We start from the raw sequence: 13,794 nt of genomic DNA on the forward strand, positions 1-13,794 counted from the left end.
TGTCAGGGGTGTTTTGCTATGTGTACACCGTCGATGCCTGACAATTGGACTTGCCGTCAGCAACCATTTCCCGCCAAAATAGTCTCAAGATTGTAGAGACTGGCACAAAGCCAACGCGAAAGACGCAGCGGTTTTTGCCAATGAGAGCGGCGCGTGCGGAGTGCATACGCCGTGACTGATGTTTAACAGGGGGATTCCCTGTTCGTCACAGTGGTAGACACGATGACTATTATGACTACTCAAGCTGAGCTTGATGCTCCGCTCCCCAGCCCTTACTGCCCGACCCGCATACCCGCTGAAGATCAGGCGCGGGTGGCGGAAATCAAGCAGTTGCTTAAACAGCACAACGCCGTACTGGTAGCGCACTACTATACCGATGACGCCATTCAGCAACTGGCGGAAGAAACCGGTGGTTGCGTGGCCGACTCGCTGGAAATGGCGCGCTTCGGTGCCCGCCACGATGCCACCACCCTGGTGGTGGCCGGGGTGCGCTTCATGGGCGAAACCGCCAAGATTCTGTCGCCTGAAAAACGCGTGCTGATGCCCACCCTGGAGGCTACCTGTTCGCTGGATATCGGTTGCCCAGCCGACGAATTCAGCGCTTTCTGCGACGCCCACCCTGACCGCACCGTGGTCGTTTATGCCAATACGTCGGCTGCCGTCAAGGCGCGTGCCGATTGGGTGGTCACCTCATCCATCGCTGTCGAGGTGATCGAGCACCTTCAGGCCAAAGGCGAGAAAATTCTCTGGGCGCCCGATAAACATCTGGGTGGTTATATCCAGAAAAAAACCGGTGCCGATATGCTGATGTGGGACGGCGCCTGTATCGTCCACGAAGAATTCAAGGCGAAAGGCGTTGAGGATCTCAAGCGGCTGTACCCGGATGCCGCCGTGCTGGTTCACCCGGAGTCACCTGAGCCAGTGGTTCGGCTGGCCGATGTGGCGGGGTCGACATCGCAGCTGATCAACGCGGCCAAAACCCTGCCCAACGAGCAACTGATTGTGGCAACCGATCGCGGCATCTTCTTCAAGATGCAGCAAGCGGTACCCGAGAAGACGCTGTTCGAGGCCCCGACGGCGGGCAACGGCGCAACCTGTCGCAGCTGCGCGCACTGCCCGTGGATGGCCATGAACGCCCTCGACAACCTGGCAGGTGCGCTACGCGAGGGCAGCGGCGAGATTCAGGTCGGCAGTGAATTGCGCCAGCAGGCGCTCAAGCCGCTGGAGCGTATGCTCAACTTCAATACCTAGCGCCGTGACATACAGAGGCCGACTTGTCAGTCGGCCTCTGCGTATTTATCAACGTGCTCAGCCTCAACCGGTTGTGCCCGGAACTCCTCCCCTAGAACTCCTCCAGAGCCTCGCGGTAGTCCATGAAATCCTCGCGCCGCTGTTCGATGCGTGCCAGCGTGCGCTGATCGTTTTCGCGCTCAGCAGCGTCTTCGGCTATATCCAGTTGGCGAATACCGCTATCAATGCGCCCGGTAAGCTGAAGATATTCCGCCCGAGCCAGGTGACCCAGCCCATTGCGCCCGCTTCGCCCGGCAGCTTCTGACAGCAGGTTGAAGCCCTGCGGGTTTTCGGGATGTTGCGCGGTGACATCGCGCAGGATGTTGTAGGCCGCATTGGGGTCTCGCTGAAGTTGCGCCTCGGCCAGGATGAGCTGGGCTGGCAAGTAGTCAGGCATGAAACGCAGCAATCGCTGGCTGCGCTGGATGGCGTCATCGTAACGCTGTGCTTGAAGGGCAAGCTCTGCCGCCGACGCCGGTAACATGGCAAGGTCTGGCTGTTCATCACGCAGTCGATCAAGCGCCTGGAGCGCGGCATCCACCTGGCCCGACCGGGCATCGGCCAGGGCGGCTGCATAGCGCTGTGCCGCTTCGTTGGCGTCTTCCTGAGCCAGGCGAGAAACGGCTTGCTGGGGCGACTGTGAATGGATCTGCAGTAATGCACGGCCGCGGATCATGTCGTAGAGCGTATCGTTAGAGTAGCTTGAAGCAACGTCCATCTGAGCGGCCCGCGACTGCGCATCGCTCAAGCGGGATTCGGATACCGGGTGGGTCAGCAGGAATTCCGGTGGCGTGCCGCCCTGAAGGCTGGCCATACGTTGCAAGGTGCGGAACATGCGGGCCATGGCGTTCGGGTCGTAGCCGGCATCGGCCATGGCTTGAAGCCCCACGCGGTCCGCTTCCTGCTCGTAGCGGCGCGAGTAGGTGAGCTGGTCTTGAATGAGGGCTGCCTGAGATCCCATGGCGGTGGCGATGCCCGCATTGCCTCCACCGCCGGCCGCGATCAGTAATCCGGCCAGCATGCCGGCCATGGCCGGTAGCTGTGTCTGTTCAGCGCGCTCGCTGCTGCGAGCATAGTGGCGCTGCGACAAGTGGCCAAGTTCGTGGGCAATGACCGAGGCAAAGGGCCCTTCGTCTTCGGCAAAGGCGAACAGGCCAGCGTGAATCCCGACCACGCCACCCGGGACGGCAAAGGCATTCAGAGTTCGGTGGTCGACCATGACGGTGGTCACGTCCAGGTCGCCCAGTTGGCTATGCGGGGCCAGACGATCAACCAGACTGTTCAGGTAATCATGGGCAATCGGGTCCTGCCATTGGGGGGCGTGGGCGCGGAACTGGCGCAGCCAGGCGCGGCCCAGCCGGTGCTCTTCGTCGCTGGTCGACGAATAGCTGCTGCCCAGACTGGGTAACGTCTGCTCGTCGCTGACGGCTGGCAAGGGAATCAACAACGTCGTACCGCAGGCGAACGCTAAGGCGCGCGTCCAGCCTGCTGAGGCGTTAAAAAAGCGCGGCATGGCATCCTCATCGGTGATGGAAAGCGCTGGGTCACTGCCTGTGACATTGATTCAGGCGGTGAAGTGCCGTTAAATCAATGCGCAGTCAATACTGCATAGTCTATGCAACAATGACCGATACGTGCAGGGTCTTTTTTGAGGGGAGAAAAATGGTAGAGCAAACAACGCGTTTACAGCCTGATAGCGTGCTCGACGCCTGCGGGCTTCATTGCCCGCTACCACTGCTCAAGGCCAAGCAGGCCCTGGCAGGCCTTGCCCCGGGGCAGTTGCTGGAAGTTCGCGCCACGGATGCAGGCTCGTGGCGGGATATCGAAGCCTTTGCCGAGCAGAGCGCCCATCATCTGGAAGCCCGCGAGCAGTGTGGGGAAATCTATCATTATTGGCTTCGCAAGGCAGAAGGCGAGCGCTCATGAGCCTGCGTACGATCTTGAAAAGCTGGGTCGAGCGGTACTTTTCAGACGAAGAAGCCTTGATCCTGCTGGTAGTGCTCATCGCTGGCTTTGCCGCGGTGATCTGGTTTGGCCGTATGCTGGCGCCTTTTTTTACCGCCTTGGTCATTGCCTTCTTGCTCCAGGGCGTGGTGGGCGCATTGACGCGGCGTGGCATCCCGCATCTGCTCTCGGTGATCGTGGTGTTCCTCGGCTTTGTCGGCGTGTTATTGGCCCTGGCGTTTATTTTGCTACCGCTGATATGGGATCAGTTGATTGGCCTTGTCCAGGAAACGCCGCGCATGTTTGCAAGCGGGCAAAACTGGCTGGATGAGCTGCAGTCGCGCTATCCCAACCTGATTACCCCGGATCAAATGCAAAACTGGATTGGCGTCGCCAGCCGCGAAATAAGCCAGCTGGGGCAGCGCGCCCTGACGCTATCGCTGGCATCCCTGGGTAATCTGATGTCGCTGATTATCTATCTGGTGCTGGTGCCCATCTTGGTCTTTTTCATGCTCAAGGATCGAGAGGCGCTGGTTGGCTTTACATTGTCATTGCTGCCGCAAAAGCGTGCCTTGATGGCGCGTATCTGGCGTGAAATGGACGACCAGATTGCCAATTATATTCGCGGCAAGTTTATCGAGATCATTATTGTCGGCACCGTCTCCTTCATTACGTTTTCGTTCTTTAATCTGCCTTATACGGCGCTGCTGGCAGTATTGGTCGGCTTTTCGGTGCTGGTGCCGTATATCGGTGCGGCCGTGGTCACCTTGCCGGTCGCTGCGGTAGCCGGATTTCACTTCGGGTTAAGCGAGTCGTTCGTCTACGTGCTGGTGGCTTACGGAGTTATTCAGGCGTTGGATGGCAACGTACTCGCCCCGGTATTGTTCTCGGAGACGAACAATATCCACCCGGTGTCGGTAATTGTGGCGGTGTTGTTCTTCGGCGGCATATGGGGGTTCTGGGGTGTGTTTTTTGCCATTCCGCTCGCCACGCTGCTAAAAGCATTGGTGCATGCCTGGCCGCGGGGGATGAAAGGGCGCGATGAGCGCCAACATGCGCTCGCCAGAGAAGAGTCACTGTAAGTCAGAGTGGCCTTGCGGGCCTGGTGACCTCCCCAGCCGCCAGTCGGGTGGGGAGGGAGAGGTTTAGGACGCGTTAAGCGCCTGAGCCGCCGCAAGTACTTCGTCAACGTGCCCGGGGACTTTGACGCCCCGCCAGGCCTGGGCAAGCTTGCCTTCGGTGTCAATTAGAAAGGTGCTGCGTTCGATGCCCAGGTGCTCTTTGCCATATAGCTTTTTAAGCTTGATGACATCAAACAGTCTGCAGACCGTCTCGTCCTTGTCTGACACCAGCGTAAAGTTGAAATCCTGCTTGGCTTTGAAATTCTCCTGGGCGCGGATGCCGTCCCGGGAAACACCCACAATCACCGTGTTCGCGGCGTCGAAATCGGCCTTGCGGTCGCGAAAATCGCCGCCCTCGGTGGTGCATCCCGGCGTGCTGGCCTTGGGATAGAAGTACACCACCACCTGCTGGCCGCGCAGCTCGGATAACGTCAGGGTGCTGTCACCCGTTGCCGGTGCCGAAAAATCGGGGACGGTCTGGCCTATGTCGAGTGGCATAAAAGGTTCCTCTGGTAGCGTGGTTTCAAAAGGCGATTACACGCAAGCTTGCGCCGCATGTCAAAGAAGAAAGCATCGCAGGGGTAAAACTCGCCGCGCTTTCCGCTGTACAGGGTCGAGCGGCCTGAGTACCATTTGTCCTTTGTGGATTCCTGTTGAGATGATGGCACGCTGCGTAAAGCACTAACTCGGCTCCTTATCTCGTGATATTCAGACGCTCGATTTAACCACTTGCAGGTGAGGAAAAAAGGATGATCACAGGCAGCATCGTCGCCCTGGCGACGCCGATGAAAGTCAATGGCGACATCGACTGGGAGGCGCTTCGTCGTCTGGTGAACTTCCATCTCGACAATGGCACCGACGGGATCGTGGCCGCAGGCACCACCGGTGAGCCCACGACCATGTCGTTTGCCGAACACTTCGACGTGATACGCAGTGTGGTCGAGGAAGTGGACGGGCGAATTCCGGTCATTGCCGGTACGGGGGGTAATGCGACCTCTGAAGCCGTCGAGTTGGCACGTTATGCCAGTGAAGTTGGCGCTGACTACTGTCTGTCGGTATGTCCTTACTATAACAAGCCTACCCAGGAAGGCTTGTATCAGCACTTCAAAGCGGTGGCGGAAGGCAGTAAATTGCCGGTCATTCTTTACAATGTGCCGGGGCGCACCTGCTCAGATCTTTATAATGAGACGGTGGTCAGGTTGGCCGACATTGACAACATCATCGGCTTGAAGGATGCCACGGGTAATCTGGAGCGTGCGGAAGATCTTATCGCTCGCCTCAAGGGCAGTGACTTCATGCTTTACTCGGGTGACGATGCCACCGCCTGTGATTTCATGCTGATGGGCGGGCATGGTGATATTTCGGTGACCGCGAACGTAGCGCCCAAAGCCATGCATGAGCTTTGCGCCGCTGCGGTAGCCGGGGACGCGGATAAGGCGCATCAGATCAACACACGCCTGATGCCCCTGCATACCAATCTGGGGATCGAGTCGAACCCTATTCCGGTAAAGTGGGCGTTAAACCGAATGGGTTACGCTGACGCCGGTATTCGCCTGCCGCTGACATGGCTGTCCGACAAGTATCACGCCACTGTCAGTGAAGCTCTGCAGCTTGCGGGGGTTGTCGAGGAATAAACCGCAAAGAATTTTGCTACTTGGCGAACCTGGTATGCATGGCGTCAGGTAAACGATCTGTTGACTGTTTAAGGTGGCTTGATGAGCTCTGTGCTTGGAAAACACGCGCTGAAATGGATTCCGCTGGCCCTGGCAGGTGCTGTGACGCTTGCCGGTTGTGCCCGGGATGAAGGTTTTTATGATGATCGCAATTTGGATTATGCCGATGTAGAACCTGCGTCGCCGTTGGTATTGCCCGAGACCCGCGACAATCAGCGTTACCGCGATGCGCTACCGGTGCCGGAAGCAGCCAGCCAGCCTAGGCGTGATGGAGTGGCCGAAGTGCGTCCTCCTCAACCTCTTACGGTTGGGCAAAGTACGGAAGTTGATTACGTTGAAGGCCGTGAGATTGGCGACCAGCGATGGTTAGTCGTTGCCGCTGATCCGGGGAGCGTCTGGACCCAGCTTGAAAGCTTTGCAAGTCAGCGCGGCCTGGACGTCCAGGAAAGTCGTGCCAGTGACGGTGTCCTGGTTACCACCCAGGCTGAGTTCCGTTTGCAAAGCGGGCTCCGCGAGGGAAGCAGTGAAGTCCGCTGCGAGCGTGGCGGCCAAAGCATGGCAAGCTGCCTTGATGCGCTACAAACCTATCTGAGCGCCAATGCTGCCGCTTCTCAAACCGCCTCGGCTACGGCATCGTCCTGGAGCGCGCAGCGTCTGGAAAACAATGACCCCCTTTCGCTTCGCCAGGGCGGCGATGGATGGGAAGTGGCGATACCTTACGCGGCAGATCCCGTATGGGCTGAAATCCATCACTATCTGGCGCAAGACTTCGATCAAGCTGACGAGCGTGAGTTGCTGGCCGCCGAGCCTGATAACCATGCCTTCCTTGTAAGCTATCTGTCCCGTGAACAGCGCGACCGGAGTTTGTTGCAGGTGGTGTTATTCACCGATACAAACGAGCAGGCACGAGAAGTGCGCCTGGTCGTTGAACCTCGCGGCGACCAGAGCGTGCTGCGCGCCAGGGCAACCGGTGAACCACCATTGAGCGAAAACGCCGAGCGCGAACTGCTCGAGCGGGTAGCCAGCTATTTACGTTAATTCAATGACCTTTGTCTCTTTGCGGAGCTCCCATGGAAAAGCGCCAAGAACTCTATGCCGGTAAGGCAAAATCTGTCTACACCACCGATGATCCGGACCTGCTGGTACTTGAGTTTCGTGATGACACCAGCGCCTTTGACGGCAAGAAGAAAGAGTCGCTGGCACGTAAGGGGATGGTGAATAACCTCTTCAACGCCTTCATCATGGAGCGGCTGGAAGACGCCGGTATTCCGACGCATTTCGAGAAGCAACTTTCTGACACAGAAAGTCTGGTCAAGAAGATGCAGATGATCCCCGTGGAGTGCGTGGTGCGCAATATCGCTGCGGGTGGCCTGGTCAAGCGCCTCGGCGTTGAGGAAGGTATCGCGTTGAACCCGCCGACGTTCGAGCTGTTCCTGAAGAACGACGAAAAGGGCGATCCGATGATCAACGAGTCCCTGGCGGAAACCTTTGGCTGGGCGACGCCTGAGCAACTCGCCAAGATGAAAACGCTCACCTTCAAGGTCAATCATGTGCTCAAGCAGCTGTTCGCCGAGGGTGACATGCTGCTGGTGGACTATAAGCTCGAGTTTGGCGTATTTAACGGCCAGGTAGTGCTGGGTGATGAGTTTTCCCCTGACGGATGCCGGTTATGGGACGCCAATACTCGCGAGAAGCTCGACAAGGACCGTTTTCGCCAGGGCCTTGGCGGCGTGATTGAAGCCTACGAGGAAGTCGGCCGCCGCCTGGGAGTTACCTTTCCCCGCTAACGTTCAGCCTAACGTGTCGATAGCCACCACCTCCAGCGTGGTGGCTTCGCCGTTCTGGCGTGGACAAAACTTGACGTCCACATCCCGCAGCCGTACGCCGTAAACCCGCTCGGAGGGTTGGCGGTGCCGGTAGGCCGGGCGTGGGTCCTGGCCAATGACCTGCTCGATCAGCGCCCTTAGCGAATCGCGGTCAGCACGCTTTGCCAGCTGATCCAGTGCTGTGGCGCTGAACTGAACCGTCAACTGCTCGGGTGGGGCGGGGGCAAAGCCTGCTTGAGCCTGAGGGTGGGCTTCAGCCCAGGGAAGGTAGGGTTTAATATCCACCACGGGCGTGCCGTTGACCAGATCGCAGCCTGACAGTATCAGGCGCACGCCCTTGTGGGTATCGATACGACGGAGTTCGACCAGCGACAGGCCGAGCCGGTTGGGGCGATGCGTGCTGCGGCTGGCAAATACGCCCACTTTGCGGTTGCCGCCTAACCGTGGTGGCCTGACGAGAGGCGACCAGCGTTCAGGACTTTGGTGGAACACAAAACTGATCCACACATGGCTGAAGGCGTCGAGCCCGCGCACGGCCAACGGGTCGTCGTAGGGCGGGTGAAGAATCAACTCTGCGTTGGCGTCAGGCGCGAGGCCGGGCTGGCGGGGAACGCCAAACTTATCGGCATAGTCGCTCGCCACATGGCCGATGGGTGTCAGCGAAAAGGATTCGCTGAGTGGGGCATGATGCATCACACTGCCTTATCAAAGGGAAAAACAGAGGGCCGAGTATAAAACAGCCGTGTCGTCAGTACAGTGGTGCTGAGCATGCCTTGAAAAAGAAAGCGATACGCTCACAGGGTGAAACATGACAGATGAACAGACTGCACAGCCCTCGACGGCCCGCGTCACCTACCGCTTGGCACGCGCCCGAGACGCCGCTGATCAGGCGGAGGTGTTCTACCATGCCGTGATGCAAGGGGCCGCGACGCGATACACCTTGGCCCAGCGGCGTGCGTGGGCGAACGCCTTGCCCCGCGAGGCCAGCGCCTGGTCAGCGCGCCAGGCGCTTTACACGACGCTTGTTGCCAGCTGTGACGGGCGCTGCGTGGGGTTTATCGAGCTGGATGTGCCCGCCGGTCGGGTCGTGACCCTCTACGTATGGCCATCGCTCAGCGGGCGCGGAATCGGCACCACGCTGTTGATTCATGCCGAGCGATGGCTGCTGGAGCAGGGGGTTGACCGTATCTACATCGAAGCAAGCCTGACGCTCTACGAACGGCTGCTGCGGCGTGGCTGGCAAAATCTGGGCGAGCAGTGGGTCGAGCGTGGCGGCGAGCCTCTGCAGCGTTTTCGGCTGCAGAAGCGACTTAACGCCGTCGAGACCTAACCTAACCGCTCCCCGGGTTAGCGGGCCGCCTGGCGGGTGACCCGCATCGACAGGTCAATGGCCTGGATGTCCTTGGTCAAGGTGCCGCAGGAAATACAGTCGACCCCTGTCTCTGCGATCGCGCGCAACGTCCCGTCATCGACGTTCCCCGACGCTTCAAGCGTGGCGCTACCGGCTGTCAGTTCAACGGCCCTGCGCAGTTCGTCCAGACTGAAGTTATCCAGCATGATGACATCCGCCTTTGCAGCAAGCGCCTGCTCCAACTCGGCAAAGTTTTCGACTTCCACTTCAACGGGCAACTCGGCGGCCAGCTTGCGCGCCTGAGCGACAGCCGCCTGGATGCCGCCGCAGGCAGCGATGTGGTTTTCCTTGATCAGAAACGCATCCCACAGGCCAATACGGTGATTGTGGCCGCCGCCGCACATGACGGCATATTTCTGTGCCAGCCGCATGCCGGGCAGTGTCTTGCGGGTGTCCAGCAGGCGCACGCCGGTGTCGGCGATAAGGTCGACATAGCGGCGGGTCGCTGTCGCCGTGGCGGAAAGGGTTTGCAGCACGTTAAGCGCTGCGCGTTCGCCGGTCAGCAGGCTGCGTGCTGGGCCCTCCAGGGTGAGAAAACATTGCCCGGCCTCCAGTCGGTCACCATCGGCAGCCTGCCAGTGAAGCGCAACGCGGCTGTCCAGGCGGCGGAAAATATCGTCGACAAAGGCAACGCCGCACAGCACGGCCGGGACACGGGTAATGACTTCCGCCGTCGCCAGTTGGTGGTCCGGGATCAGTTGGGCGGTGATATCGCCAGGCCCCACGTCTTCGGCGAGCAGGCGTGCAGCGCTGGAGCGGATTTCTTCGGCAAGGGCGGTTTGGTAATGCATGGGATCAATTCTCTGGGCGTTAACGTCGATGACCGGCATTATAGTGAAAGAGCGCGCCAACGTAGAGGAGTCCTTCGCGTGATTGACCCACAATTTTCTCCTGGCCGATGGCAAGGTGCACGTCAGGTAGCGTCACCAAATGCGGATCAGCGGCCTGATGATGAGGTGTCGCTGCTGCTGATTCATGCCATCAGCCTGCCGCCCGGCCAGTTTAAGGGAACGGCCGTTGAAGCATTATTTACCAACCAGCTAGACCCCGAGGCACACCCTTATTTCGCCACCATTGCCCATTTAAGGGTATCTGCTCACCTATTGATTCGCCGTGATGGCGAGTGCGTCCAGTTTGTCGACACCGACCGGCGGGCCTGGCACGCGGGACGTTCCCGGTGGTGGGACCCGCGCCAACGGCGCTGGCGGCAAGCGCTAAACGATTTCTCGGTGGGGATTGAACTGGAAGGCGATGAAACGAACCCTTTTACCAAGGCCCAGTATAGAGCGTTGGCCAAGGCTGCCCGCTGGTTGTGGGACCGTTATCCTGCGCTTAACCCAGAACGTGTGACCAGCCATGCAAGGGTCGCGCCGCTGCGTAAAACCGACCCTGGACCAACGTTTGATTGGGCCTATTGGCGTCAGTTGTTTGCGACCCAGGAAGGTGATTTAAGTTACGACGCGGCAAGAAATTAAAACGGTAGTTTGACTACATGAGGAGATGCCTTGGAGGACTCGGCAAGTGCCTTAACAAAGCCTTATGTTGCGGTGCAATAGTTTGTTTTCGATAGCCTTTTAGGTGTTACTGTAATTGGCAGCGTAGCGACTTTGCGGTATCTTCGCATATACAAAAGGCTAACTTTTACAACAATTATGTAGCTTTACTACATGTCCATGTAGGTAGCTCGTTGAATGTAGAAGAAAAAACCGACGACGCTCAGGCGTCGACTATCAGCATGCCAGTGGTGGCGACACACCACAGCCGCCCCAGGCCCGACGGGCTAGCGGGGTTGATTGTCATTTATCGTCATTCGGAGAGACCTCTATGAGTCTGGAGACAAGAGAAGATCTCGATCCGATCGAAACCGCGGAATGGATTGATTCCCTGGAATCGGTATTGGATCGTGAGGGCGAAGATCGTGCCCGCTACCTGATGACCCGCCTGGCGGACCGCCTGCGTCGGGACGGCATGAGGGTGCCCTTCTCGGTGACAACCCCGCATCGTAATACGATTCCGGTTCACCGCGAAGCGCCGATGCCGGGCGACCTGTTCATGGAGCGTCGTATCCGCTCCCTGATCCGCTACAACGCCATTGCCCAGGTGATTCGCAACAACCGTGCCAAGCCCGGCCTGGGCGGTCATATTGCCAGCTTCATGTCGTCAGCTACGCTGTATGACGTAGGCTTTAACCACTTCTTCCGTGCCCCTCAGGGCGACTTTGAAGGCGACCTGATCTACATTCAGGGCCACGTGGCGCCAGGCATCTACGCGCGCTCCTACTTGGAAGGCCGCCTGTCCGAAGAGCAGATGGACCGTTTCCGTCAGGAAGTCGATGGCGATGGCCTGTCATCCTACCCCCACCCCTGGCTGATGCCGGATTACTGGCAGTTCCCGACGGTCTCCATGGGCCTTGGCCCGATCCAGGCGATCTATCAGGCGCACGTGATGAAGTACCTGCATCATCGTGAACTGAAGGATATGTACGACCGCAAGATCTGGTGCTTCATGGGGGACGGCGAGTGCGACGAGCCGGAATCCCTCGGGGCGATCTCCCTTGCCGGGCGCGAAAACCTCGACAACCTGATCTTTGTCATCAACTGCAACCTGCAGCGCCTTGACGGTCCGGTACGCGGCAACTCCCGCGTGATGGACGAGTTCGAAGGCGTGTTCCGCGGCGCGGGCTGGAACGTCATCAAGGTTGTCTGGGGTCGCCACTGGGATCCGCTGTTCGAGAAGGACAAGAAAGGCGTCCTGCAGAAGCGCATGGACGAGGCGGTCGACGGCGAGTACCAGAACTACAAGGCCAACGGCGGGGCCTATACCCGCGAGCACTTCTTCGGCAAGTATCCGGAAACCGAAGAGATGGTCAAAGACCTCTCTGACGAGGACATCTGGAAGCTCAACCGCGGTGGTCACGACCCGTTCAAGGTCTATGCGGCCTACCATGAAGCGGTCAATACCTCGAACGGCAAGCCCACGGTCATCCTGGCGCATACCGTCAAGGGCTATGGCATGGGTAGCGGCGATGGCGAAGCCGCCAATGAAGCCCACCAGGTCAAGAGCATGGAATACGAGGCGCTCAAGACCTTCCGTGACCGCTTCGGGATTCCGCTCACCGACGAGCAGCTCAAAGACGTGCCGTACTACATGCCGGAGCAGGATTCCCCCGAGCTGAAGTACCTGCATCTGCAGCGCGAGCGTCTGGGTGGCTATCTGCCGGCGCGCCGCAGTGACTTCGACGCCCTGGAAATCCCCAGCCTTGAAGACAAGGCCTTTGCTTCCCAGATGGGCGGTTCCAAGGGGCGTGAAGTGTCCACCACCATGGCGTTTGTGCGAGTACTGAACGGGCTGGTCAAGGACAAGAAAATCGGCAAGAAGGTTGTGCCGATTATTCCTGACGAAGCGCGTACCTTCGGCATGGAAGGCATGTTCCGTCAGCTGGGGATCTACACCTCTGAAGGGCAGAAGTATGAGCCGGTCGATAAAGGCCAGATCATGTTCTACCGTGAAGATCAGAAAGGCCAGATTCTTGAGGAGGGGATTTCCGAAGCAGGCGCGATGTCGGCGTGGATTGCGGCGGCGACTTCCTACAGTAATAACAACGTGACGCTGCTGCCGTTTTACGTCTATTACTCGATGTTCGGCTTCCAGCGTATCGGCGATCTGGCCTGGGCGGCAGGCGACCTCCAGGCGCGCGGCTTCATGGTCGGCGGTACCGCAGGCCGTACAACGCTCAACGGTGAAGGTTTGCAGCACCAGGATGGCCACAGCCTGATTCAGGCATCGACCATTCCCAACTGCAGAAGCTACGACCCCACCTATGCACACGAAGTGGCCGTTATTCTGCAGGACGGTATGAAGCGCATGTTCGCCGACAAGGAGAACTGCTTCTATTACCTGACGGTCATGAACGAGAACTACGAGCATCCTGAGCTTGAAACCGTGCCGGTCGACGATATCGTCAAGGGCATGTACCTGCTGCGCGAAACCAAGGGCAAAAAAGGCCGCGTACAGCTGCTAGGCTCGGGTACGATCCTACGCGAAGTCGAGGAAGCGGCCACGCTGCTCGAAAGTGATTGGGGGATCGGCGCTGATATCTGGAGCGTGACCAGCTTCAATGAGCTGCGTCGTGAAGCGCTGCTGCTGGACCGTGAAGCCTTCCTGAGCCCTGATGCCGAGGCCAACAAGCCTCACGTCACCAAGTGTCTGGAAGGCCGTGAAGGGCCAGTGATCGCGTCTACCGACTACATGAAGCTATACGCCGATCAGGTACGTGCCTGGGTGCCGAACGATTACACCGTGCTGGGTACCGACGGCTTTGGTCGTTCCGATACCCGCGAGAAGCTGCGTTACTTCTTCGAGGTGGACCGTTATTTCGTCACCGTCGCGGCGCTGCGTGCACTGGCAGACCGTGGTGAAATCGATCGCAAGCTTGTCGGTGACGCCCTGAAGAAGTACGGCATCGATGTCAACAAGCCGAACCCGCTGACCAGCTGATCCGCTGCCCGGCGGGCAAGTGCCCGCCGGCT

13 protein-coding genes are annotated in these 13,794 nt (G+C 58.9%); 9 read left to right on the top strand and 4 right to left on the bottom strand.

Annotation, left to right across the window (positions count from 1 at the left end):
- Nucleotides 1-222: 222 nt before the first annotated feature.
- Nucleotides 223-1,251, top strand: coding sequence for a quinolinate synthase NadA (nadA, locus tag NH395_RS03785; RefSeq protein WP_253022532.1), 1,029 nt, complete (start codon nt 223-225; stop codon nt 1,249-1,251).
- 91 nt (nt 1,252-1,342) lie between these two features.
- Here nadA and NH395_RS03790 read toward each other — a convergent pair whose 3' ends face one another.
- On the bottom strand, nt 1,343-2,803 hold the full coding sequence (locus tag NH395_RS03790; protein ID WP_253022533.1) for a M48 family metalloprotease: 1,461 nt from the start codon (nt 2,801-2,803) through the stop codon (nt 1,343-1,345).
- A 149-nt stretch (nt 2,804-2,952) separates the two neighbouring features.
- On the opposite strand from NH395_RS03790, the gene NH395_RS03795 reads away from it, so the two are divergent.
- Together NH395_RS03795 and NH395_RS03800 are read left to right on the top strand one after the other, a co-directional pair.
- Nucleotides 2,953-3,216, top strand: a complete 264-nt coding sequence (locus NH395_RS03795; protein ID WP_253022534.1) for a sulfurtransferase TusA family protein — start codon at nt 2,953-2,955, stop codon at nt 3,214-3,216.
- Entirely contained in the window at nt 3,213-4,316 is a 1,104-nt protein-coding gene (locus NH395_RS03800; protein WP_253022536.1) for an AI-2E family transporter, read from the top strand. Before NH395_RS03795 ends, NH395_RS03800 begins: the two co-directional genes overlap by 4 nt.
- 63 nt (nt 4,317-4,379) lie before the next feature.
- On the opposite strand, the gene NH395_RS03805 is transcribed toward NH395_RS03800, so the two are convergent.
- Nucleotides 4,380-4,853 (bottom strand): peroxiredoxin, encoded by a 474-nt coding sequence (locus NH395_RS03805; RefSeq protein ID WP_253022538.1) that lies wholly within the window; start codon nt 4,851-4,853, stop codon nt 4,380-4,382.
- 251 nt (nt 4,854-5,104) lie between these two features.
- Between NH395_RS03805 and dapA the strand changes: the two genes are divergently transcribed.
- The 3 genes from dapA to purC all read left to right on the top strand — a co-directional run bounded on the left by dapA (nt 5,105) and on the right by purC (nt 7,815).
- Nucleotides 5,105-5,989: a 4-hydroxy-tetrahydrodipicolinate synthase gene (dapA, locus tag NH395_RS03810; protein WP_253022540.1), complete on the top strand. Its 885-nt coding sequence runs from the start codon at nt 5,105-5,107 to the stop codon at nt 5,987-5,989.
- Nucleotides 5,990-6,070: 81 nt separating this feature from the next.
- Nucleotides 6,071-7,066, top strand: coding sequence for an outer membrane protein assembly factor BamC (locus NH395_RS03815; protein ID WP_253022542.1), 996 nt, complete (start codon nt 6,071-6,073; stop codon nt 7,064-7,066).
- A 32-nt stretch (nt 7,067-7,098) separates the two neighbouring features.
- A complete protein-coding gene (gene purC / locus NH395_RS03820) occupies nt 7,099-7,815 on the top strand; it encodes a phosphoribosylaminoimidazolesuccinocarboxamide synthase (RefSeq protein ID WP_066318360.1) in 717 nt (238 codons plus the stop codon).
- Nucleotides 7,816-7,818: 3 nt separating this feature from the next.
- Here purC and tsaA read toward each other — a convergent pair whose 3' ends face one another.
- Nucleotides 7,819-8,547 (bottom strand): tRNA (N6-threonylcarbamoyladenosine(37)-N6)-methyltransferase TrmO, encoded by a 729-nt coding sequence (tsaA, locus tag NH395_RS03825; RefSeq protein ID WP_253022544.1) that lies wholly within the window; start codon nt 8,545-8,547, stop codon nt 7,819-7,821.
- Nucleotides 8,548-8,662: 115 nt separating this feature from the next.
- Between tsaA and NH395_RS03830 the strand changes: the two genes are divergently transcribed.
- Nucleotides 8,663-9,184 (top strand): GNAT family N-acetyltransferase, encoded by a 522-nt coding sequence (locus NH395_RS03830; RefSeq protein ID WP_253022546.1) that lies wholly within the window; start codon nt 8,663-8,665, stop codon nt 9,182-9,184.
- 17 nt (nt 9,185-9,201) lie between these two features.
- On the opposite strand, the gene nadC is transcribed toward NH395_RS03830, so the two are convergent.
- Nucleotides 9,202-10,056, bottom strand: coding sequence for a carboxylating nicotinate-nucleotide diphosphorylase (gene nadC / locus NH395_RS03835; RefSeq protein ID WP_066318452.1), 855 nt, complete (start codon nt 10,054-10,056; stop codon nt 9,202-9,204).
- Between the two features lie 81 nt (nt 10,057-10,137).
- Between nadC and ampD the strand changes: the two genes are divergently transcribed.
- Together ampD and aceE are read left to right on the top strand one after the other, a co-directional pair.
- Nucleotides 10,138-10,740 carry a 1,6-anhydro-N-acetylmuramyl-L-alanine amidase AmpD gene (ampD, locus tag NH395_RS03840; RefSeq protein WP_253023071.1) on the top strand — a complete coding sequence of 201 codons (603 nt, stop codon included), beginning with the start codon at nt 10,138-10,140 and terminating at the stop codon, nt 10,738-10,740.
- Between the two features lie 349 nt (nt 10,741-11,089).
- On the top strand, nt 11,090-13,762 hold the full coding sequence (gene aceE / locus NH395_RS03845) for a pyruvate dehydrogenase (acetyl-transferring), homodimeric type (protein ID WP_092826374.1): 2,673 nt from the start codon (nt 11,090-11,092) through the stop codon (nt 13,760-13,762).
- The last annotated feature ends 32 nt before the right edge of the window (nt 13,763-13,794 follow it).

This window comes from Halomonas sp. Mc5H-6 (assembly GCF_024124705.1).
Lineage (GTDB): Bacteria > Pseudomonadota > Gammaproteobacteria > Pseudomonadales > Halomonadaceae > Vreelandella > Vreelandella subterranea.

What these genes read in the sequence shown, in the direction of transcription:
- nadA (WP_253022532.1), top strand. Translation starts at nt 223, where the DNA reads ATGACTATTATGACTACTCAAGCTGAGCTTGATGCTCCGCTCCCCAGC.
- NH395_RS03790 (WP_253022533.1), bottom strand. Translation starts at nt 2,803, where the DNA reads ATGCCGCGCTTTTTTAACGCCTCAGCAGGCTGGACGCGCGCCTTAGCG.
- NH395_RS03795 (WP_253022534.1), top strand. Translation starts at nt 2,953, where the DNA reads ATGGTAGAGCAAACAACGCGTTTACAGCCTGATAGCGTGCTCGACGCC.
- NH395_RS03800 (WP_253022536.1), top strand. Translation starts at nt 3,213, where the DNA reads ATGAGCCTGCGTACGATCTTGAAAAGCTGGGTCGAGCGGTACTTTTCA.
- NH395_RS03805 (WP_253022538.1), bottom strand. Translation starts at nt 4,853, where the DNA reads ATGCCACTCGACATAGGCCAGACCGTCCCCGATTTTTCGGCACCGGCA.
- dapA (WP_253022540.1), top strand. Translation starts at nt 5,105, where the DNA reads ATGATCACAGGCAGCATCGTCGCCCTGGCGACGCCGATGAAAGTCAAT.
- NH395_RS03815 (WP_253022542.1), top strand. Translation starts at nt 6,071, where the DNA reads ATGAGCTCTGTGCTTGGAAAACACGCGCTGAAATGGATTCCGCTGGCC.
- purC (WP_066318360.1), top strand. Translation starts at nt 7,099, where the DNA reads ATGGAAAAGCGCCAAGAACTCTATGCCGGTAAGGCAAAATCTGTCTAC.
- tsaA (WP_253022544.1), bottom strand. Translation starts at nt 8,547, where the DNA reads ATGCATCATGCCCCACTCAGCGAATCCTTTTCGCTGACACCCATCGGC.
- NH395_RS03830 (WP_253022546.1), top strand. Translation starts at nt 8,663, where the DNA reads ATGACAGATGAACAGACTGCACAGCCCTCGACGGCCCGCGTCACCTAC.
- nadC (WP_066318452.1), bottom strand. Translation starts at nt 10,056, where the DNA reads ATGCATTACCAAACCGCCCTTGCCGAAGAAATCCGCTCCAGCGCTGCA.
- aceE (WP_092826374.1), top strand. Translation starts at nt 11,090, where the DNA reads ATGAGTCTGGAGACAAGAGAAGATCTCGATCCGATCGAAACCGCGGAA.